The sequence below is a fragment of the Candidatus Eisenbacteria bacterium genome, from assembly GCA_016867715.1.
Taxonomy (GTDB): domain Bacteria; phylum Orphanbacterota; class Orphanbacteria; order Orphanbacterales; family Orphanbacteraceae; genus VGIW01.
The window spans coordinates 1-22128 of the sequence record VGIW01000050.1; the positions used below are offsets into that span (position 1 = coordinate 1).

At 65.8% G+C, this 22128-nt stretch carries 17 protein-coding genes; 10 read left to right on the forward strand and 7 right to left on the reverse strand.

Annotated elements, in window-relative coordinates:
• Both FJY73_09325 and FJY73_09330 read right to left on the reverse strand, forming a co-directional pair.
• The coding region (locus FJY73_09325) for a hypothetical protein (GenBank protein MBM3320861.1) at nt 1-2622 on the reverse strand (2622 nt) is incomplete at its 3' end.
• 25 nt (nt 2623-2647) lie between these two features.
• Nucleotides 2648-4195: an ATP-binding protein gene (locus tag FJY73_09330; protein MBM3320862.1), complete on the reverse strand. Its 1548-nt coding sequence runs from the start codon at nt 4193-4195 to the stop codon at nt 2648-2650.
• A gap of 180 nt (nt 4196-4375) precedes the next feature.
• Here FJY73_09330 and FJY73_09335 point away from each other — a divergent pair, with 180 nt between their 5' ends.
• From FJY73_09335 to FJY73_09345, 3 genes are all read left to right on the forward strand, one after another.
• Nucleotides 4376-5275 (forward strand): TIGR01777 family oxidoreductase, encoded by a 900-nt coding sequence (locus FJY73_09335; protein ID MBM3320863.1) that lies wholly within the window; start codon nt 4376-4378, stop codon nt 5273-5275.
• 181 nt (nt 5276-5456) lie between these two features.
• A complete protein-coding gene (locus tag FJY73_09340; GenBank protein MBM3320864.1) occupies nt 5457-6695 on the forward strand; it encodes a DUF438 domain-containing protein in 1239 nt (412 codons plus the stop codon).
• A gap of 248 nt (nt 6696-6943) precedes the next feature.
• Nucleotides 6944-7510, forward strand: a complete 567-nt coding sequence (locus FJY73_09345) for a TetR/AcrR family transcriptional regulator (GenBank protein MBM3320865.1) — start codon at nt 6944-6946, stop codon at nt 7508-7510.
• 81 nt (nt 7511-7591) lie between these two features.
• Here the strand turns inward: FJY73_09345 and FJY73_09350 are convergent, their stop codons facing one another.
• Nucleotides 7592-8761, reverse strand: a complete 1170-nt coding sequence (locus FJY73_09350) for a hypothetical protein (GenBank protein MBM3320866.1) — start codon at nt 8759-8761, stop codon at nt 7592-7594.
• Nucleotides 8762-9033: 272 nt separating this feature from the next.
• Here FJY73_09350 and FJY73_09355 point away from each other — a divergent pair, with 272 nt between their 5' ends.
• From FJY73_09355 to FJY73_09370, 4 genes are all read left to right on the forward strand, one after another.
• On the forward strand, nt 9034-10263 hold the full coding sequence (locus FJY73_09355) for a dicarboxylate/amino acid:cation symporter (protein MBM3320867.1): 1230 nt from the start codon (nt 9034-9036) through the stop codon (nt 10261-10263).
• Nucleotides 10263-11612, forward strand: a complete 1350-nt coding sequence (locus FJY73_09360; GenBank protein MBM3320868.1) for a hypothetical protein — start codon at nt 10263-10265, stop codon at nt 11610-11612. The genes FJY73_09355 and FJY73_09360 overlap by 1 nt, the downstream gene beginning before the upstream one ends.
• A 157-nt stretch (nt 11613-11769) precedes the next feature.
• Nucleotides 11770-12519 carry a cytosolic protein gene (locus FJY73_09365; GenBank protein MBM3320869.1) on the forward strand — a complete coding sequence of 250 codons (750 nt, stop codon included), beginning with the start codon at nt 11770-11772 and terminating at the stop codon, nt 12517-12519.
• The gene (locus FJY73_09370) at nt 12516-14228 is read left to right on the forward strand and encodes a hypothetical protein (GenBank protein MBM3320870.1); all 1713 of its coding nucleotides are present in this window, start codon (nt 12516-12518) and stop codon (nt 14226-14228) included. The genes FJY73_09365 and FJY73_09370 overlap by 4 nt, the downstream gene beginning before the upstream one ends.
• Before the next feature lie 404 nt (nt 14229-14632).
• On the opposite strand, the gene FJY73_09375 is transcribed toward FJY73_09370, so the two are convergent.
• A complete protein-coding gene (locus tag FJY73_09375; GenBank protein ID MBM3320871.1) occupies nt 14633-15865 on the reverse strand; it encodes a cytochrome C in 1233 nt (410 codons plus the stop codon).
• Between the two features lie 321 nt (nt 15866-16186).
• Between FJY73_09375 and FJY73_09380 the strand changes: the two genes are divergently transcribed.
• The 3 genes from FJY73_09380 (at nt 16187) to FJY73_09390 (ending at nt 20066) form a co-directional block, all read left to right on the forward strand.
• Nucleotides 16187-17668: a PLP-dependent aminotransferase family protein gene (locus FJY73_09380; GenBank protein MBM3320872.1), complete on the forward strand. Its 1482-nt coding sequence runs from the start codon at nt 16187-16189 to the stop codon at nt 17666-17668.
• Between the two features lie 61 nt (nt 17669-17729).
• Complete coding sequence (locus tag FJY73_09385; protein ID MBM3320873.1) at nt 17730-18650, forward strand: branched-chain amino acid transaminase; 921 nt, start codon at nt 17730-17732, stop codon at nt 18648-18650.
• Between the two features lie 234 nt (nt 18651-18884).
• Nucleotides 18885-20066 (forward strand): aspartate aminotransferase family protein, encoded by a 1182-nt coding sequence (locus FJY73_09390; protein MBM3320874.1) that lies wholly within the window; start codon nt 18885-18887, stop codon nt 20064-20066.
• A gap of 88 nt (nt 20067-20154) precedes the next feature.
• Here the strand turns inward: FJY73_09390 and FJY73_09395 are convergent, their stop codons facing one another.
• The 3 genes from FJY73_09395 to FJY73_09405 all read right to left on the reverse strand — a co-directional run.
• A complete protein-coding gene (locus tag FJY73_09395; protein MBM3320875.1) occupies nt 20155-20751 on the reverse strand; it encodes a phage tail protein in 597 nt (198 codons plus the stop codon).
• Nucleotides 20752-20769: 18 nt separating this feature from the next.
• Nucleotides 20770-21348 (reverse strand): phage tail protein, encoded by a 579-nt coding sequence (locus FJY73_09400; protein MBM3320876.1) that lies wholly within the window; start codon nt 21346-21348, stop codon nt 20770-20772.
• A gap of 146 nt (nt 21349-21494) precedes the next feature.
• Nucleotides 21495-22128, reverse strand: a 634-nt coding sequence (locus tag FJY73_09405) for an iron ABC transporter permease (protein MBM3320877.1), incomplete at its 5' end; no start/stop codon positions are given.

Consider the following 22128-nt stretch of genomic DNA (forward strand, 5'->3'; position numbering starts at 1 on the left):
CGGGAGCGAACGAAGGCCCGGCGCGTGTCTCGCCCAGAAGGCATGCTCTTCGAGCCGCGGCTTCTCCCACGGCGGGTTCCCCACGATCGCATCGAACCCCGGCCTCTCGCGGAGAAAAACCTCGGGGAACGCGATCGGAAAATGAAACGCGTGGAGCCCTTCGAGGCGCTCCCTCGCGGCCTCGTGCTCCTTCGACCCCGCGATCGTCCCGCGCATCTCTCTCCATCTCGTCATGTCGAGATCGAGAGGACGTTTCTCGATGCGCGCGGCGGTCACGATATCGAAGAGGGCCGCGGTCGGCGCGACCGCCCTCTCCGCCTCCGCGGCGGCCTTCCGCGCGCGGGCGAGATCGGCGGGGCTGGCGTCGGCGATCTTCGCGAGACGCTCGAGCGGGGCGCGCGCCTCGCCAAGAAGGAATTGAGCGTCGAACTGGAAGAACGTGTGGAGCGAACCCGCGATCTCCTCGAGCCTCCCGATCCCTACGAGCGAGTTCCCCACGACGAGGCTGTGATCGAGGAGCGAAAGAGGAAGCCCCGGCACGAAGGTGTGGATCCAGATCGAGAGGCGCGCGAGCTGGACTGCGGTGGGGTTCAAGTCCACGCCGTAGACGCACCGCCTCGCGATGAGCCGCCGGAGGAGCTGCGTGTCCTCGATCTCCACCTGGTCGGCGAGCGTTCCGAGGGCTTCGACCGCGGCTCCGCGAAGCTCCGCGAGCTCCGCCGCGACGGCGGGGAGACGCCTTTGCATGAGATACCCCGTGAGCGCCCTCTCGATCCGATCGACCGCCGCGACGAGGAAGTGCCCCGAGCCCATCGCGAGGTCCGCGAGGCGAAAGTCGAAGAAGCGACTCCCCGCCTCGTCGCCGGAGAGGGCGTCGAGACGCGCGAGGTGCTCCCGGAGCGCCGGCTCGAGCGCGCGGTCGAGAAGATGCTCGACGGCGAAATGTTTCGTGAAGAAAGAACCGGTCGACTTCCGCGCTCCCGAGGCGTCGTGGAGATACACGGTGCCGCGCGCGACGGCCGCCTCTTCGTTCTTCTTGCACGGCCTGTACGCGCCGCTCTTGTCGATCGCGAGGTCGGTCTCCGCGACCGAGAGCTCGCTCTCGAGGAGCCCTTCGTAGATCGTTCCGAACTCGCGCACCCCGAGGCTCCGAAAATCGACGGGACCGAGCCCCTCCGCCCCCTCGACGAGCAGGAGATCGGAGAGGGCCGGACCGAAGATCGTGTTCGGGAGCGTGATCTCCGCGAGGAGCGCGCCCGATGCGGAGACCTCGCGTTCCTCGGAGAAGAGGCCTCCGTCGTAGGCCGGGACCCCCCACTCGCGGTTCCCGCGATCGACCGCGCGGAAGAGGCGTGCGACCTCGTCCCAAAGCGTGTCCCCCTCGTCGAAGGGAGCGCCGGCGCGCGCGAGATCTGCCAGCTCCTGCGCCTTCGTCTTCAGCGAGCGGCGCTGGTAGAGACCGTTCCATCGGTACGGGAGAAGATCCTTGTCCTCGGCGTAGGCGATGAAGAGGAGCCGGAAGAGGAGGGCGAGTGCCATCTCGTAGGTATCGGCGAGGTCGCCCGCGGTCGGGCTCTTCAGGCCGCGCGCCGCGACGATCCCCTGGGCGAGGCGCGGGACGACCTTCTCGTAGACGCGCTCGCGGAGGCGCTCGGCGAGATCTCCCGCGAAGCGCCCCGACGCATCGAGAATCTGCTCCAGAGTTCCGCCGGAAACAAGCGCCTCGGCCGAGCAGAGGAGCCAGAGATAGGCGGCGTCCGAATCGGGGAGGAGCCCGGCGTGACACTCGATGAAGGTCTCCGTGCGGCCGCGGCGTCCGACTCCGAGCCCGGGGCGGACCGGATGAACGCGGAGCTTCGCTCCGTGCTGGACGACGACCCAGGGGAGACCCTCGCGATCGGCGACGGCGAGGGCGTAACTGATCGGAGAGAGCCCCGAGAAGCGCTCGGCGGAAAGATCGGGGGATTCGTCACGCGCGAGGAGAACCGCGATCGCGACCTTCCGATCACCCGCTCGGAGGATCGAGGTCGCGCCGTCGCACGATTCGATCGCGAAGCCGAGCGCGGAGAGAAGGGCTTTGCCGCGCTTCGCGAGCGCCGCGCGCGCCTTGCGCGACGCGTCCTCCCAATCGGCGCGACGCCGCGCCCCGCGCCGGAGCTCATGCGTGGCGAGGAAGCCCTCGTTGCGGAGGCCGGCGAGGTCGGCTTCGAGCGAGGGGAGCGCATCGCGGAGAGCCCTGAGAGCGGCGTGCCGATCGGGCTGCTCGAGCGCCTCGCGGCAGATCCGCTCGACCTGGCCACGGTCGAGGTCGAGGTAGGCCGGGGGGTCGCCGCCCGCGGGACCGCAGAGGGAGGCGCGCGCGCCGTGTAGAACGACGAAGAGGAGGGGCGCTGCGCGACCCGCGTTTCTCGCCTTCCATGCGGAACGGAGAGCCGCGGCGTTCGGAGACTCCGCGCTCGTCGCGACGAGCACCTCGATTTGCGGAGCGGAGCCGCTTCCGAGCGCAAGGCCGACCGCGTGGAAGGGGGCGCCCGAGGGGAGCGCCACCCGGCGAAGCTCGAGAGGAGAAAGAAAACCGAGCGCAGAACTCCCGCTCTTACTCCGGCTCTCTTCGATCGTCATCGTCTCACCCCATCTTCTCGGGCTCTCACTCCGGCGGTTTCTTCCGCGGGCGTCCCCTTCCCCTCTTTCCCGCTACGGCGACCGCCGGCGAGATCCGATGCTTCATACAGAAATAAAACGAAAGCAGCTTCTCCAAGAACTCGTCGGCGCGACCGGAGCGATCGTTGTGCGCGATCGTCTCCTTCCCGATCATGAGAGTTGCGTACGCGAGCTTCGCCTCGTCCGAGCCGGCCATCTCGCGCGCGTAGTCCGGGTTCGTATCGTTCACCTGGATTCGGCCCCCGGCGAACCGGCTGTGGAGCGAAGGCCCGGACTCGAAGGGGACCTCCTCGTAGTTTACGCGGAAGCCGGTCGGACTCTTCCGGTCGCCCGGTTCACGAGAGCGCTCTCCGGTCGGCTCTCGGGGGAGCCCTTCGCCGCTCGGCCCCGCGGCGGGAAGCTCAGCCGGAGCGTTGTCCTTCTCCGCCGGGGCCTTCCGCTCCCGAGCGAGACCGCGGAGCAGCTCCAAGTCGCGAAAGTCCTCCGCGTCGAGGATCTCGCGCGCGAGCCGAAGCGCCTCTCTCTGGATTTCCGAGATCTCCCGCTCCCTCGCCTCCTCCCTCAGCCGACCGACCTCCGCCTCGATCTGCGGAATCTGCTTATCGAGAAACGCGAGAAAGGTGATCCAGTCCGCGCCCTCCTCAAAGCCGGTCCGCGCCGGGAGCGGTTCCAAGAAGTCGGCTTCGATGGTTCCGCCGACATATCCACTCGCGAGCACGCTCTCCTCGAGCCCGTACGCCTCGAGCCGCTTGATGTCCTCGACGACCTCGACCCCCGCGTGACGAATCCCGACGACGCCCTTCCCCGATGGATCGAAGTGAAGCCGGAGACGGACTTCTTTGGCGGGATCCCACGGGATCCGCGAGACGGCGAGATTCTCCGCCAAGCGCGGGAGATCGATTCTCGGCGGCTCGGCGTTCGCGACTCGATCGCCGCATTTCACTTCGACGGCCAACGTTCCGTTTCGGAGGAAGCCATCGAACTTCTCGCCGATCAGCTTCGCGAGCTTGTCGACGCTGAGGGGGCCGCGCGAGCGTGTCGGATCGAGCTTGAGCTCCGAGATCACGATGCGAATCCCGGGATTCTCGAGAGACTCTCTCTTCGGAGCCGAGTCGAACTTCGCGTCGTCCCCGCCTTCCGAAAGAATCACGCGAACCGTGTCTTCGACGCTCGTCTTCTTGGAATAGAACGTGCACTTTCGCCCGATTTGTTGAAAGCTAAACATCCCGATGCCGAGCCGGCCGATCTGAGCGACGTCGCTCTGTTTCTTGGCGGAATCGGCCACTCGTTGGAGGGCCGCTTCGAACTCCCGCCGATCCATCCCGTACGGATACTCGATGACGACCTGGCGTTTCTCAAGAACGATTCGCACGCGGCACGGCTCGGTCGCACTCCCGGCCAGCCGGGCCTTTGCGTGTTCGTCCACCGCGTTGCTGACATGCTCCTTCAGGGCATCGGCGGGGTTGCGGTAGAGAGTCCCAAGCCACCGAAGGGCGTTCCCCACGTCGATTTGGATCGGGACCCGTCTTGTCATCCCCACGACCTCGCTTCACGGACGGTTGGGCGGGCTTCCAGAGGATTCTAGCCTCGCTCGACCCAGAGGGCAATGCGCAAGGCATGACGCGTGATTCTTTCATCCGCAGACGACCGGGTCGCCTGGTACGGCGGCTTGGTCTATCATGGGGAGGTGAGGATTCGGATACGGGGGGACCGCATGCGCGTCGCGATCACCGGATCGACCGGACTCATCGGAGCGGCGCTCATCCGCGCGCTGACGGCGGATGGACACGCGGTCCTCCGGCTCGTCCGGCGCGCGCCGCGCGCCGGGGAAGCGGAGGCCGCGTGGAACCCTTCCGCGGGAACGATCGACCGCGCGGCGATCGAGGGGACGGACGCCGTCGTTCACCTCGCCGGCGAGAACATCGCCTCGGGCAGGTGGACTCCGAAAAGGAAGCGCGCGATCCTCGAGAGCCGAACGGTCGGAACGCGACTCCTCGCGGAGTTGCTCGCCTCCCTCGATCGAAAGCCGCGGGTCCTCGTCTCCGTTTCAGGTATCAATTATTATGGGGACCGCGGGAACGAGATCCTCACGGAGGAGAGCGCCGCCGGGACCGGGTTCCTCGCCCGCGTATGCATCGAGTGGGAACGCGCGGCCGATCCGGCGCGCGAGGCGGGAATCCGCGTCGTCCACCCGCGCCTCGGGCTCGTTCTCTCCTCCGAGGGGGGCGCGCTCCCAAAGATGCTTCCGATCTTTCGCCTCGGTCTCGGCGGGCGGATCGGCAACGGCCGCCAGTACATGAGCGCGATCTCGATCGAGGATCTCGTCCGCGCGATCGCGCATCTGATCGACGACGACCGTCTCGCCGGCCCGGTCAACCTCGTGATGCCGTCCCCCCTCACGAACGCCGACTTCGCCGCGATGCTCGGGAGAGTTCTCCGGAGACCGGCGGTCCTTCCCGTTCCCTCCGTGGTCGTCTCGATCCTCTTCGGGGAGATGGGCCGCGAAACGCTCCTCGGAAGCCTTCGGGTCGTGCCCGCGAAGCTCGAGCGGGCGGGCTTCCGGTTCCTGCACGCGGGCCTCGAATCGGCGCTCCGAGCGGCATGCCGGCGATAGTTCCCTCTCCCGTTCCCCGTCCTCTTGCCCCTGCACGCTCTCCCGCTCACCATCGGTGGGATCGAGCGACCCTTACCGGCCGGCCCTTGACAGTTTCCCGTTGCCGTCCTATGTTGTGAGTAAACGCTCACTCGACTTCCGCCAGTTGGAAAAGCCTCTTATAAAACAAGGAGTTGCCGCCATGAGCGAGCTGATCAACAACCGAGAGAAGCGAATCGAGACCCTCAAGGAGATCATTCGAAGCCTCCACGAGGGAGCCGACCCGGAGAGCGTCAAGGGGCGCCTCAAGAATATCGTCCGGCAGACGACCGGATCGGAAATCGTGGAGATGGAGAGCCGGCTGATCGCGGACGGCATGAGCCCCGACGAGGTGAAGGGGATGTGCGACCTTCACTCGGCCGTGCTCCGCGAGCTCATGGGGGAGCAGGCGGCGCCGTCCACTCCTCCGGGGCATCCGATCGACACGTTCGTCCGGGAGAACCAAGCAATCCGCAAGGCGACCGGACGGCTTCGCGAGATGCTCCGCGAGGCGGAAGATCCTTCGCCCCTCAAGGGAGCCGGTCCGTCGATCGCGGATTGGCGGCTCGCCGCTCGCGATCTCTTCGACATCGTGAAGCACTACGACCGGAAGGAGAACCTCCTCTTCTCGCATCTCGAGAAGCACGGCATCACGGGTCCCTCCAAGGTGATGTGGGCGAAGGACGACGATGTCCGCAAGATGATCCGCGCGCTGAACGACGCGCTCGCCGAGGAAGGGCTTACCCCCGACGAGTGGAGGAAGAGCGCGCGCGATTTCGTCCTGCCGACCGCCGCAGCGATCGAGGAGATGATCTTCAAGGAGGAGAACATCCTCTTTCCGACGAGCCTCGAGGCGCTCACCGCGGAAGAGTGGGGCGAGATCTATCGCGACACGCCCCGCTACGGTTACTGCCTGATCGAGCCGGGGACGGAGTACCGCCCGCCGCGAGCGGAACTCGCCGCGTACGCGGGCACGCTTCCTCCGGGCGGCGCGGTCGTCTTTCCGAGCGGAGCGCTCACCGAGGAACAGATGCTCGCGCTCTTCACCGTCTTCCCGGTGGATGTCACCTTCGTCGACGCGGAGGATCGCGTCGCCTTCTTCTCCGAGGGTCCCGATCGCGTCTTCGCCCGTACGCGCTCCATCATCGGCCGCAAGGTCCAGAACTGCCATCCGCCCTCGAGCGTGCACATCGTGGAGAGGATCCTCTCCGATTTTCGCTCCGGCGCAGAGAGCCTCGCGGAGTTCTGGATTCAGCTTCACGGGAAGTTCGTTCACATTCGATATTTCGCCGTGCGCGACCCGGAGGGGAAGTACCTTGGAACGCTCGAGGTCACGCAGGACGCGACCCGCATTCGCTCGCTCGAAGGGGAGCGTCGCCTTCTCGAGTACGAGAACGCATGAGCCACTCGTAGGACGATATGAGTGCGATCGAAAAGAGGAGGCGGTGCGGGCCGACGCATCCAAGGGAGAGCTCGAGGCGCTCGCTCGGGAGCTTGTTCGGACCTATCCGCCGCTCGGATGACGGGCGCGTTTCCCTCGAAACCCACCGGCTCCAGCGGATCGGGACGCGAGGCCCATTAACGGAATCCGCCCGCGGCCGCAGCATGAGAGCGGTCGCTCACACCCGCTCGAAGAAGGGACGGAAGGCGTTGGCGACAAAGAAGGAAGCGATCCTCGACGCGGCGCTCGATCTCTTCGTGGTGAGGGGGATCTCCGCGGCCACCACTCGCGAGATCGCGAAGCAGGCCGGAACCGCCGAGGGGAATCTCTACCGCCACTTCGAGAGCAAGGACGCGCTCGCGCGCCACCTTTTCGGAGAGTGCGCGGGGCGCTTTCGGAAACTGCTGATCGAAGCCGCCTCGTCCGCCGAGGATCCGGTGGGGAAGATTCGCGCCCTCGTCCGCGCGATATTCGCTTTCGCCGTCAAGGACCCGCGGGCGTTCGCGTTCATCGTTCTCACTCATCACACGGAGTTCGCCACCGGACCGATCCGGAACCCCCAGCCGCTTCCCAAGGATGTCTTCTGCGAGGCAATCCGTTCGGGGATCGAGTCGAAAGCGTTTCGCCCGATCGATCCAAACCTCGCCACGTCTTGGATCGTCGGGATGACGCAGCGCGCGATCGCGTTCGCCGAGACCGGGAGAATCGCGCTTCCGTCCGAAGAGATCGTCCGCGAGACGACGGAAGCGGCTCTCAAGCTTCTCGCGTCCGAATAGCGCGCGAAACGGGAGAGGGCTTCGCCGCCCCCTCCCCCACCGCACGGCGCGTCGCTTCTCCTCGGAAGAGTCCTTACGTCGCTACCGCTTCTTCTTCGCCCCTTCGCCCGCCTTTCTTGCGTCGGACGCCTTCCCCTTCCTTTCCGATTCGCTCTTCGCGCGGCTCTTCGTGTACTTGTCTTCTCGGTCGACGGAGCGCGCCTTCTCTTCGACCCGTTTCTTCGTCTCACGGATCGTCGAGGACTCGGAGCGCGGTCTCTCGCGGGGTTCTTTCTTCTTCGAGATCTCGCTCGACTTCGGCGCGCGCGATTCGGAGCGCTCGGCGCGCGCACGCCTCTCGACCATGAATCGCGTTTCCCCTTCCAGCCTTTCACTCGATGCTTTTCGCGCGTCGACCCGCTCGTAGCTCTCCCGCGCCTTTCGGATTCGCTCCGCCTGCCCGACCGGCTCGTAGTCGATCGCGCGGCGATCTCCCGACCGGTAAGTCCTCGCCTCGACACGGACCGGCGCGACGCGCGTCCGCGTGATCGCGCGCACTTCATCGATCTCGAGCGATCGGCCGATCGGAACAACCTCCTTTCTGCGGAAGAACTCGGCCGAGCGCCTCGCGGGAAGAGCGTGCGTCCGGATGTCGCAGTCGTGGAAGTGCCGGTTGGACACAAACACGAAGAGGTTGATGTCGATGTCGACGATCGACTGTCGCACCGGGCGTCCGAAGACGGTACCAGGTCCGGTGTAGTGATAAGTGGTGCGCCGCGGGTAGAAGAAGCCGTCCGGGGGAAGGGGCGCCCAGCCGACGTACCCGTCGACGACGACCCACGACACCCATGCGGGGCCGTACTCGCCGCCCGGCACCCAACCCCATCCGTAGCCGTCGAGCCAGACCCAGCGCCCGTAGTGATGCGTCAACCATCCCCACGGCTCGTACGCGACCCACATCATCCCGACCGTCGCGAGGACCCAATGGCCGTGAAGGTACGGACGCCATTCCACCTCGACGTACGGAAACCAAACCGGACCGCCGACGCTCCGAACGTGCACCCACTCGCCCCGCCCGTCGAGCGGATCGACGAACCACGGGTCGAAAGGTTCGTCGTAACGATACGAGACCCTCTCGATCGTGAGAGGAACGCCCGCGCCGACCCCCCACGAGGCCGCGATCCCGAACCCGGCGAGAGCCGGAGCTGTCCCGGTGAGGATCGCGACGAACACCCAAAGACCGCCGCGAAGGTTCATTCGTTGATGTTTCATCCTTCGTCCCCCCTCTCTCTCGGGGCTTTCCGCCCCACCCGTTTCCCCGCGCAAGGAACGTGCCGAAGACGCCGCGAGGAGCGTGTCCCTATCCCGCGCCCGGACAACGCGTTTCGGGCGCGCCCCACGGGGTCGGTCCGCGAGGCGCCCTTCAAGGAGACGAAAGGACACGACGCGCGCGTCCGGCGGACACGCGCCGCGCGCGTTGTGCGGCCCTCCCGTTTCGGATAGACTGGAGCGTCCACGCGCGAGGAAAGGAGAACCGGCTCTCGATGAGCGGCCGCGCCCACGCGTTCGTCCTCTACGGGATCCTGATCGGGGTCGTGCTCGGCGGGATCACCGGCTGGGTATTCGGCGAGCGAATGACCGCCGTCGCGTGGATCGGCGCCTTCTTTCTCGACGCGCTTCGAATGATCGTCGTTCCGCTCGTCGTCTCGTCGATGATCGTCGGCATCACCGGTCTCGGCGATGTTCGTCGCCTCGGTCGCACCGGAACGATCACCCTTCTCTACTACCTCGCGACGACCGGGCTGGCCGTTCTTCTCGGCATCCTCCTCGTGAGCTCGATCCGCCCCGGCGCCGGTTTCGAGTGGCTGGGAGCGGAGATCCCCGACGTCGTCAAGGGGAAGGAGACGACCGGCTTCGCCGATATCTTCCGCAGTCTCGTCACACCGAACCTCGTCGAGGCGGCCGCGAAGACCGAAATCCTCCCTCTCATCGTCTTCTCGCTTCTCTTCGGCGGCGTCCTCACGACGCTCGGCGAGAAAGGCCGCTTCGTGATCCGCCTATTCGACGGCGTGAACGAAGCGATCCTCAAGATCGTCTTTCTCATTCTCCTCATCGCGCCGATCGGGGTCTTCGCGCTCGTCGCCTCGCGCCTCGGACAGGCGGGCGGCGGGCCGGCGTTCTTCGAGGAGATCCGCCGGATCGGTCTCTACACGGCCACTGTGCTCATCGGGCTTGTGCTCCACGGCTGCGTCGTCCTTCCGCTTATTCTCTTCGCGGTCGCGAGGCGGAATCCGTGGGAGCACCTCGTCCACTTCACACCCGCGCTCTCGACCGCCTTCTCGACCGCGTCGAGCAGCGCCACGCTCCCCGTCACCATCGAGTGCGCCGAGGAGCGCGCGCGGATCTCGCGGCGTTCCTCGCTCTTCGTCCTGCCCCTCGGCGCGACGATCAACATGGACGGCACCGCGCTTTACGAATCGGTCGCCGCGATCTTCATCGCGCAGGCAATGGGGATCCCGCTCGGGCCTTTCGAGCTGGTCGTGATCTTCTTCACGGCCACCCTCGCATCCATCGGCGCGGCCGGCATTCCCGAGGCGGGGCTCGTCACGATGGTAATCGTGCTCCGCGCCGTCGGTCTCCCGCTCGAGGGGATCAGCATGATCCTCGCCATCGATTGGTTTCTCGATCGATGCCGAACGACGGTGAACGTGTGGGGGGACTCGGTGGGCGCGGCCGTCCTCGATCGCGTCGATCCAGTCCAAGGGAAGGCTTGATGCAGCCTCTCCCTTTTCGCGAGATCTTTCGATTCTATCTTCCGCTCGTCCTCACATCTCAGATGATGACGCTCTCCGGTCCGGTCATCAACATCGCGGTCGGGCGCTCGGCCGATCCGAAGCTCGAGTTCGCCGCGTACTGGCTCGGGTTCGCCGTCCATCTCTTCGTCGAGGCGCCCTGTCTCATCATCCAGCAAGCGGCGGCGACGCTTCTTTCGGGACACCGCTCGATGCGACGGCTCTTCTTCGGCGCGCTTCTCTTCGGGCTTCTCGGGTCCGCGCTTTCCTTGGCGCTCGCGACGACGCCGCTCGGCGATTGGTTCTTCCGGAACGTCGTGCCGACGACCCCTCGCGCCGCCGAGCTCGCCCGCAAGGTCCTTCTCGTGATGTCGCCGATCCCGATTCTCGTCTCGATGCGCGGGATGGGGAACGCGCTCGCGCTCGTCGCGAGGGAGACCCCGCTCATCGCGCGCGCGACGGTGAGCCGCATGGTCGTGATCGCGTGTCTCGTCGGGATCGCGGTCGCCGTCGGAACCTCGTCCGGTGCGATCGCCGGCGCGGCGTCTCTTGCAACCGGACTTCTCGTCGAGACATTGCTCGTCCTCCACGGGACGCGGAAGATCCGCCGAGGCCTTCGCGAGCGAAGAGGAGGTCCCGATGATGTTCCCCTTCATTACCGAGAGATCCTCCGCGTCGCGGGGCCGCTCATCGTCTCTTCGTACGCGTGGACCTCGGTGCGGCCCCTCATCAACTCGATCTTGGGAAGGCTTCCCGATCCCGAACTCGCGCAGGGAGGATTCGGCGTGGTGATCCCGCTTCTTCTCGTCACGTGCTCGCCGCTTTGGGCGCTCCAGAACGTGACGCTTATCCTCCCCGGAAGCCGCGCGGACCTCCGGCGCGTGGTGCGCTTCAGCGCGTGGGTGACGGTCTTCTTCGCCGGGCTGATCGCGATGATCGTCTGGACGCCGCTCCGCGGCGCACTTCTGCGAGGAGCCTTCTCCCTCTCGCCCGAAATGGAAGAGGTCGTCGCGCCCGCGATGCTCCTCATCGTGCTTGAGCCGATCTTCCTCGCGACGCGGTCCGCCTCGCAGGGGCTTCTCATCAAGGCGAGACGGACTGGAATCTTCGCGGCGGTCTCCCTCGCCAAGATCGCGCTCATGGCCGCGGTCGGTCTTGCGCTCGTGGATCGTTTCCCGACGTTGAACGGCGCGATGCTCGGCATCGGTCTTTTCATCAGCGGCGAGCTTTTCGACGGCCTGTTCTACTCCCTGCGGGCCCGCTCGCTCCTTCTCGGCGGCGTGCTCTTCCCGAAGATGGCGGCGGGGGAGGGGGAGACGAGGCAAGGGTGAGCGCGCGCAGGCCGTCCGCCTCGCCGCGTGCCCCGTACGCGCCGCGAGTGTATACTTACCACGACAGGAAAACCGACGCGTGGGCGATCCTATCGGTCACGGTCGAAGGGTACAAACCGGTTTCTTGACCCGAGAGCGGTTTCGGCCGGAGACATTGATGTCCTTGACTCCTGAATCGTTTGGGCGCGCTGGGGGCGAGCATCTTGCCCGCCTCGCCGTCGACTTCCTGCACCGCACGGTCATGCACCACGCGATGTGGTACGCCGAGGTCGAGCGACGCCTCGGGAGAGAACGGGCGGAAGAGGTTCTGCGGGACGCGTACGCGAAGGCGCTCGATATCCACTTCTCGCGGCTCGCGAAGACGATCGGTTTCGAGATGAAGAAGGGACTCCCCGCGCCGCTTCTCGATCTTCCCGAGGCGACGCTCCGCGCGCTCGCAGAGGCGATCGCCGTGAACTGGCTCGCTACCGACGGCGTCTGGTTCCAAGCGGTCGAGTCTTCGTCCGGAATGGACGACGCGCGGGCGTGCAACGACGCCTGTTGGGCGCGCTTCTCCCCCTTCGAGGCGCTTTCGATCCGCCGCATGCTCGACCTCCCCGAGAAACCCGGTCTCGACGGGCTCGAACGAGCGCTCGCCTTCCGGCTGTACGCCGCCGTGAACAAGCAATCGATCGACGAACGGACGCCGTCCGGCTTCGTCTTCCGAATGAACGAGTGCCGCGTGCAGAGCGCGCGGAAGCGGAAAGGTCTTCCCGATTACCCGTGCAAGTCGGCCGGCATCGTGGAGTACTCGACCTTCGCGCGGGCGATCGATCCCCGGATCCGAACCGAGTGCGTGGCGTGCCCTCCCGATCCGCATCCGGACGAGTGGTTCTGCGCGTGGCGCTTTACACTGGAAGAGAAATGAAGGCCCCGCCGTCTCTTCGCGCGCGCGTTCGAAGGCTCGAAGAGATTCGCAATCACTTCTCGCCCGAAGAGCGCGAGGAGAAGCGAAAGATCCTCGCGTCCCTCCGCGGCGAGGAGATCCTCGACCCGCGGCTTCTCGCCCGCTATCACGAGGCGCTCCTCTTCATCCGTTCGTACCCGGACGACGAGAAGATCGCCGCGCTCGCGAGAGGCGAGTGCGCGCGCTTCGGGGCGCGGGTTGAGAGACTCCGCCGGCGCGCGCGCACGCGCGACGCGCTCGACGACACCGGAATCGCCGGCACGACGATGCGCTACGCCTACGATTTCGCCACCGCCCGGATGCTCGCCAGGTGGTTCCCCGGCGCGCTCGACGTCGATTGGAACGATTTCGACAAGACCGAAGGCCTCGACCTCCTCCTCCCCCTCGTCGCCGAGTGGATGGAGAACGACGGGCTCGATTACGCGGAGGTTTCGACTCGCGAGTGGATCGAACAAGCCAAGGGACGGGCGCCCAAGCCCTCGATCGAGTGGGTTCTCGCTTCCATCGACGCGATCGCCGCGCCCCATCCGGTCAAACGCCTCCTGTTCGACTCGGTTGAGATCCCGATCGTTTGGCGCATGGACGATTCATCCGCGTCCCGCACGCGGGCCAGCCTCCCCTCGGCTCCGGTCTTCTTCCACGACGGACCGCTCGTCCGGAAGATCGAGGATTTCTGGAAGGAGATCGCCCGACCGATGCCGTCTCTCACAACCGCCCCTCGGAGGGATGCGCTCCGCATGATCCGTCTCGCCGTCTCGTCCCTCGCGGTCCGGCATCGCTCGCTCTATCCGATCGAGTACCCGAATCCGGACGATGTCCTCGTCGCCGAGCCCGGCCGCGGGTATCGCTTTTTGCTCTACGGAATGCAACCCGCGTATCGCCTCCCCTTCGAGAGCGACTACGGGGCGCTTCTTCTCAAGAACGGCCATCCGATCGGCTACGGGGTCGGCGCGATGCTTTTCGATCGGGCGGAGATCGCGGTGAACATCTTCGACACCTGGCGCGGCGGAGAGGCGGGCTTCATCTTCGCGCAGTTCCTTCGGACGTTTCGTTCGCACTTCGGTTGTACGCACTTCAAGATCGACCGCTATCAGGTTGGCCACGAGAACGACGAGGGGCTGAAGTCCGGCTCCTTCTGGTTCTACTACAAGCTCGGCTTCCGGCCGAAGGACCCGGGGATCCTCCGTCTTGCCGAGAAGGAGCGCGCGAGGATCGCGAGAGACCCGCGCCATCGGACGGACATCCCAACCCTAAAGCGGCTCGCGTCGGACGACCTTTACGGTCCGATCGGGAGAGCCCTCCCCGGGGCCGGCGAGTTTCCTCTCGGCGATCTCGGGATGCGGACGACCCGCTTCATCGCGGAGCGTTTCGACGGCGACCGGCGGCGCGCGGCGCGCGCATGCGCCGACCGGATGGCGGCGGTGCTCGACGCTCGGGACCGGAAGGAGTGGCCGCGCGCCGAGCGCCTCTGGTTCGAGCGGCTCTCGGTCACGATGGCGCAAATCCCGCGGCTCGAGTCGTGGCCGATCGAGGAGCGGCGCGACCTGGCCGCCCTCATGCGCGCGAAAGGAAAGCCGAGCGAAGTCGAGTTCGCCCGGGGGATGGCGAAGCAGAAGAAGCTCCGCGCGGCGCTCGCAAGGCTCGCGCGAAGCCGCGTTTCGCGAACCTAGCCTGGACGATGCACGCGTTTTCGTCGCGAGGCCGCGGAGCGCGTGCCGAGAGGCCGACCTGGACGAGCCGCTCCCGGAATCGTAGTCTCGGCCCCCCCGGCGCGCTAGGACTTGTCGCTCGTAACCGTCGCGACAAGGTCCAAGCGCGCCACGGGTCCCTGATGAGGAAGCGGCGACGGAAGGGAGGCTTCGTAGGCATCTTCTCGCGCGACCGAGGCGGGCACCCGTCCCGGGGGGACGGGTCGCCGAGGAAGCTCCCGGAGCGCGGAAGCGCGAAGGGAGATCCGCGGCCGCAGTAGGAAACGTGTGCATAGTCCAGGCTAAAACATCGCGACACAAACGAGCACGAGCAGACCGAGGAAGATGTTCGTCGCGGACAGAATCTCGACCCCCTTCTGCGCCTCTCACTTCCCTCGCGCCGCGCGCATCTCCCCGGCCTTCTCGCGGATCTCCTCCAGATCGCGGACCATCTCGCTCCATCCGTACCAGAAGGCATAGTCCGGGTTCGAATGGAAGGTTCCCTGGAACGCGCGCATGCGATGCGAGAGGTGCATCTCGAAGAGCTTCCGCTCGATTCCGGTCGGCGCGTCTTGGAACGTGAGGAGGTCGGGGAACGCATGGGCGTACGCGGCCGGCTTCTCCAGAATTCCGTCGGCGTAGAGTCCGGCGACGACGCGGATCGCCTCGGCGAGAAGGTGGTCGGCGTCGCGGATCATCTCGTCCCCCTTGGCGATCTCGGCGCGCGCGAAGTTCTCCGAGTGGCAGCCGGAGCACGTCTCGATCAGCTTCGCGCGCTCGCGGTCGAATGATTCCTGATCGAGCCGCGCGACATCCGCCGCCTTCACGACATCGAGCCGCGACGTCGGGTTCCCTTCGGGGTCGAGAACGCCGAGCGCTTGCAGGATCGTCACCTGGTCGGCTTTCCACTGCGGATCCTCGGGGAGAGGAAGCCGCACGGCAAGGAACCCCCACGGGGTCCTCACTTCGTGATTCCCTTCCTGCATGTGACAAGTTTGGCAGGTCGGGGCGGCGGCCGACTCGGGAAGGATTCCGTTCTGCTTCAAGAGATGGCGCACGCCGTGTTTCGACGAGGAATACATCTCCCACTGCGGATGGTCGAACCCCATGTGGCAGGTCTGGCACGCCTGCGGTTCCCTCGCCTCTTTCGTCGAGAAGAGGTGCCGCGTGTGGCACGCGTCGCACGATGCGAGCCCGAAGCCCGGCCCGGTTTCCTTGAGCTCTCGAATATCTTCCTCGCTCTTGAGGCCGATCTTGTGGCAACCGCCGCATCCCTTCATCCCCTCGCGAAGCGCGTGCGGGAGAGCATGCGTAGTCGGCATCGCCTTCATCGCCGCCCAAGCGGCCGCGTGCTTTCCGCGCGAGAACTGCTCGACCTGGTCCGCGTGGCAAGCGGCGCAGGTCTCGGGGGTCGGGATGCGCACCTTGGCGACATCGGCCGCGGACGTGTGGGCGTCCCCGTGACAGACATCGCAGGAGACGTCGTTCGCGCTGTGCTTGCTGAGCTGCCAGTCGGTCACGATGGAAGGCGTCGTCTGCTTGTGGCAAGCCACGCAATCCAAACCGGCTGCGGAAGAAACGCTGGAGAGGAACAGAGAGAGCAAGATCACCCATCGCATCGATCGATCCTCCACGGCTGGAAGCCGCTCGCGGTGTCGGGGGGTCCCCGCATCTGGCCGACCCGGGGTCACTCGCGCCGCCCCATGAGTGTGCGCGTTCGTTCATATTCTCCAAATCGTTTGCCCGCGTCAACAGCTTTGTGTGGGGCAGGGGATGCGTGAAGAAGAGCCGAAGACCGGCGATGGGTTGCCGTCTGAGGTTGAGCCTTGCCAGCGCTTCGGGTCTCGAGTTGTTGGACCGGTCCAATTGGATAGCATTGGCCGTTGCATAGCGTGAGAGATCGGATAAAATCACGATTGGATCCATCCAATGGAGGCATCGTGAAGATCTCGATCGAGCGCGACGGACCGACCCCCCTTCACCTGCAGATCGCGCACGCGATCCGCGAGCAGATTCTCGCGGGCGCGCTCCAGGGAGACGGCCGACTTCCGCCGTCGCGCAAGCTGGCGAAGGCCCTCGGCGTCAACCGGGGAACCGTCACGCAGGCGTACCAGATCCTCTGGTCCCAGGGGCTGATCGAGGGGCGCGTCGGCCGGGGGACATCGATTCTCCCCGCCGCCGCGGGTTCGGAGACCGGCTACGCCCCCCTTCCCTGGGAGATGCTCATCGCGGGCGGCTCAGAGCAGGAGGATCACGAGGTTCGGGATTTCGTCCGGCTCATCGATCGGGACGATCTCATCTCGCTCGCCGCCGGTCTCCCGGCCCCCGACCTCTACCCGATGGAGGCGCTCCGCTCGATCACGGACGACGTGCTCGCGCGCGAGGGGCGAACGCTCCTCCACTGGTGCCCGGTCGAAGGTCACGCGCCCCTCCGGCGCCTGCTCGCCGAGCGGTTCGCGGAAGTTCATCCGAACGAAATCCTGATCCTCTCCGGATCGACGCAGGGGATCTTTCTCCTGGCGCGGGCGTTGATCGCACCGGGAGATCTCGTCGCGGTCCAATCCCCGACCTACATCGGGGCGCTCCAGGTCTTCCGCGCGGCGGGGGCGCGCATCGTCGGGATCCCGTCCGGAGCCGAAGGGATCGATCCGGCCGCGATCGAAAACGTGTTTGCGCGCGCCCGGCCGAAGCTCTTCTACGCGGTCCCGACTTTTCATAATCCCACGGGCGAGACGATGAGCCTCGATACGAGGACGCGGCTCCTTCGGTCCGCCGCTCGCCACGGCGTTCCGATCCTCGAGGACGATCCGTACGCGATGCTCCGCTACGACGGCGAGGAGATCCCTTCCCTCAAGGAGCTCGACGCGCACGGGCATGTTCTTTATGTCTCTACCTTCTCGAAGGTTCTCTTCCCGGGCCTTCGCATCGGGTACCTTGCCGCCCCGCAGCCGGTCGTGGAGAAGTTGAAGAGCGGGAAGCATCTTCAGGATCTCTTCACGAACTCGCTCGGCCAGGCGGCGGTCTTCGAGTTCGCGCGCCGCGGCCTTCTCGACGAGCACGCCGCCCGCATGCGAGACGAGTACCGCGCGAGGCGCGACGCGATGACGGAGGCTCTCCGGCGCCGCGCGCCGAGCCTGGCGTTCTCGCCTCCCGAGGGCGGCTACTTCATCTGGGCAAAGCTTCCCGACGGAAGCGCCGCCCGCGAGCTTCTCCGCGAGGCGCTCCGAAAGAAGGTCTCGTTCGTTCCGGGCGATCTCTTCTCTCCCGACGGAAGAGAACGGGACCGGATTCGGATCAACTTCGCGTCCCACGCCCCAGAGACGATCGAAGAGGGGGTGCGAAGGCTCGGATCCGCCCTTCGCGCCCTTCGCAGAGAAAGAAGAGCCGAGAGCCGCGAGGAGCCGGCGCGGCCGATCGTGTGAGCGGCGCGCCGTCTCCGACCGGGCGACCGATGGAAGCGACCCGGCGAGAAAGGATGACCCGATGACGACCAAGAACCGTTTCGCGCACTTCCGCGGAAAGATCGTGCCGATCGAGGATGCGCGCATTTCGATCATGACCTCAGGGTTCAACTACGGGACCGGCGTCTTCGAAGGGATTCGCGCGTACTGGTCCGGGGACGAGAAGCAGCTCTTCCTCTTTCGGCTGCGCGAGCACTACGAGCGTTTCTTGAGAAACACGCGCTTTCTCTTCATGGACCTCCCCTATTCAGCCGAGGATCTCTGCGAGGCGACGATCGCGCTCCTCAGAAAGGAGGAGTTCCGGACCGACGTCTACGTGCGGCCGCTCGCGTACAAGTCGAGCGAGGCGATCGGCGTTCGGCTCCACGATCTCGCGTGCGAGTTCGCGCTCTTCGCTGTTCCCTTCGGCGCGTACATCGATAGACCCGATGGGGCGCGGCTCATGGTCTCCTCGTGGAGGCGTCTCTCGGACGAGGCGTTCCCCGCGCGCACGAAGATCACCGGCGCCTACGTGAACTCCGCGCTCGCCAAGACGGAGGCGTCGATGAACGGCTTCGACGACGCGCTCATGCTCTCCGCGAACGGACACGTTTCCGAGGCGAGCGCGGCGAACTTCTTCGTTGTTCGGAACGGAGTCCTCGTCACGCCTCCCGTGACGGAAGACATCCTCGAGGGGATCACGCGCGATACGTTCATGCGGATGGCGCGCGATCACGGCATTCCGGTCGTCGAGCGCGTTGTGGATCGATCGGAAGTGTACGGAGCCGAGGAGGCGTTCGTCTGCGGAACCGCGGTCGGGCTCGTTCCGGTCATCGAGATCGACCGGCGCCCGATCGGCGGCGGAAAGGCGGGCGCGGTCTCGACGAAGCTCCGCGATCTTTATCTCGAAACGGTCGTCGGGAAGAACGCGCGCTATCGGCATTGGTGCGCGCCGGTCTACTAGGCGAGCGGAGATTCGCGGATGCCTGCCGCGGTCACCCGCGCGTGGTGACGTCATCGGACGGCAGGTGCCACACGACCAGGGCTGTCTTGCACCGGAGACGGGGGTGAGCAATTCGGTACCTGATACCCCATTTCATAGGCCCGAAATAGGGTATCAGGTACCGAATTCAAGCGAGCCCCGCCCCCCGGCTCCGGAGCGTTCAGGGTGTCCGGCATTCGATTCGAGGAGGATTTCATGTCGCGTCTCTTCTGGTATCCGGGCCACGAGCTTCTCGTCGAGGACATTGTTCGCGCCGAGGACTGCTTCGTATGGGACGCGCGCGGGAACGAGTACGTCGACCTCGAGGGCGGCGTGTGGTGCGTCTCGATCGGCCACGGGAATCCGCGGATTCTCCGTGCGATCTCCGATCAGGCCGCCCGAATCGCCCACGCAGGCTTCAACTATTCCTGTGCGATCGTTGAGAAAGCCGCCCGCGAGGTCTTGTCGATCCTCGGCTTCAACGGGGGACGATGCGTGCTTCTCTGTTCCGGAAGCGAGGCGGTCGAGTTCGGTGTCCGCGTCGCCCGCATGTCGATCGACCGGCCGCTCTTCCTCACGATGGCCGACTCTTACTTCGGAGCGTACGGCTCCGCGAGCCGAAGGGACGAAAGCGAGTGGCTTCTCTTCGACTGGTTCCCATGCGCGGGGTGCGAGCGGCCCGGGACGTGCGACTCCTCCTGCGAGCGCTGGGCCGCGGTCCCTTGGGACCGGATCGGCGGCTTCCTCTTCGAGCCGGGAAGCTCCTCCGGGCTCGTCCGTTTCCCGCCGGAGAAGCTGATCCGGAGCATCACGCGGGCCGTCGAGAAGGGCGGCGGTCTCTTCCTCGTGAACGAGGTGACCACCGGGATCGGGCGGACCGGAAAATGGTTTGGCTTTCAACATTACGGCGTCCGCCCGGACATCGTCGCCGTCGGCAAGGGGATCGGAAACGGTTATCCGGTGAGCGCCGCCGCGTTCGCGGCCGGCGTGGAAGAGCGCCTTGCGGGACGCGAGGTGAAGTACGCCCAATCTCACCAGAACGATCCGCTCGGCGCGGCGGTTCTCGTCGAGGTCGTGCGCGTGATCCGCGAGGAAGGGCTGATCGAGCGCTCGATGGAGATCTCCGCCGAGCTCGCCGGCGGGCTCGACAAGATTCGGGAGCGGACCGGACGCGTTCGAGAGATCCGCGCCCGCGGGCTGATGATCGCGATCGAGATCGACGACGACCCCGATCGCTCCCTGACGATCCGAACACACCGAGAGCTCGTGCGCCGCGGATTTCTCGTCGGGAAGCGCCCGAACACGAACGTGCTCCGGCTCGATCCGCCCCTCACAATCGGTCGCGCCGAAATCGAAGCTTTCCTCGCGGCGTTCGAGGACGCCCTCAGGACTAACTAGCCTGTAACTAGGGACAGTCACCTATAAGACTGGTGTCCTTGTGAAACAGGTGACTAATAGGTGCCTGTCCCTGGTGTCTACCTGGTGTCTACGGCTCGGTGAACTTCGGCTCGGACGGCTCGACCACGTCGTAGTCCCGCTCCCAACCCTCGTGCTCGAGCGTCATCGACTCGACCGCGATCTGCGTGCTGTTCGCGTCGAGCTCGGTCACCGCGCTGTACTTCGACGGCCAGCACCGGTACACCTTCCACGCCATCGCGAGCTGGCCGGCTTCGTTGTACAGCTCGATGACGATGTCCTTGCGGAAGTCTTGTAGGGACGCCTCGGCCCCAAGCCCCGACCCGAAGTTCCACACCTTGTTCACCCACTTCTCAAACTCCTGATCGTGGGTGCGCCCCCTCTCGACGATGATCGGCTCGTAGATCGTCTGGCCCGGCGACCTCTGATCGACGCTCGGCGATCCGCCCTTCCTGCTCGAAACGACCTCGGTCGTCCGCGTGAGACCGCTCACGTACATCACGCCGGGGACGTACTTGCCGTCCCATTTGACGCGGAACTTGAACTGCTTGTACGGGTCGAACCGATGCGTGTTGACGCTGAACTCCGTCGCGAGCGCCTCCGAAAGAAACAGCCACGCGAACGCGGCAAGAAACAGCACCCCGAAAACGGCGGCTCTTCGCTTCATGACTTACCTCCCCCGCGGCTAGTGCGGCGCGGCGACCGTGTAGTCACGCTCCCATCCCTCATATTGAAGAACGAGAACCTCCATCGGCACATCCGACCCGTCCGTCCCCATCTCCCCGATGACGACATGATCCGACGGCCAACAGCGATAGACATTGAACGCCATCGCCATCTGGTCCGCTTCGTTGAACAGCTCGATGCGAATGTCCTTCCGGAAATCTTGAAGCGAGATCTCCGCCCCCAGCCCCGATCCAAAGTTCCACACCTTGTTCGCCCACCGCTCGAACTCGGCGTCGTTCGTGAGACGCCGTTCGAGAACGATCGGGTCGTACGTCGTGAGGCCCGGCGCCTTCCGCGCCATGTTCGGATCACCGCCCCCCCGCGGCGTCACCACCTCGGTGCGCCGGATGAGGCCGCTCACCCGCGTGATCCCGACTACATACTGTCCGTCCCACTTGACGCGGAGCGTGAACTGACCGGCCGGATGGGTGTCGAGGAAATCGTCGTTCGCCGGCGCCGGACCCGGGACGAACGCCGTCAAGAGCAAGAGAGTGGCGGTTCGAACAAGCGCTCGAACCGCGGGCGGGTTTCTGCTCATGCAAGCCTCCCTTTCTGCAGGGCGGCTTCCCGAAAGCGGGGCGCCTCTCTCCGACCGCGGAAGCCGCTCGTCCTGCCGTCGAGCCCCGAATACAATCGATCGACCACGGAATAGCAAGAAGTTTGACGAGCGCGCGACGCGCCCGATCAGCCGCGCCGCCGCACCACCAGCCAGAGGAAGAAGGGGCCGCCGAGAAGAGCGGTGACGATCCCGACCGGAAGCTCGCTCTCCGGGACAACGTTCCGCGCGATCGCGTCGCAGACAACGAGGAACGGTCCCCCGACGAGAACCGAGCCCATCACGAGAGGCCCGTGCGAAAGACCGAGAAGCATTCGGAGGATGTGCGGAACGACGAGCCCCACGAAACCGATCGGCCCGCACGCGGCGACCGACGTCGCCGTGAGAAAGGAGGCGGCGAGAAAGAGACGGACCCGCACCGCGTCGACGGGAACCCCGCGGCTTTGCGCGATCTCGTCTCCAGTCGCGAGAAGATCGAGCTCTCTTCTGTAGAAGAAGAGGACGATCGTCCCGACGACGAACGCCGGAAGGATCGTGAGCGAGCCGGCGTATCCGATCGATTCCAGCCTCCCCATCAGCCATCGGACGACCCGATAGGTCTCCGTGAAGTCCGCCTGGTACTGCATGAAGAGAAGAAGCGCCGAAAAGAAATACGAAACGGCGACCCCTGCGAGAAGGAGGTGAAGAGTCGACATCCCTCCGCCGCGCCGCGAAAGACCGTAGAGAAAGAAGACGACGAGAAGCGCCCCCGCGAGAGCGGCG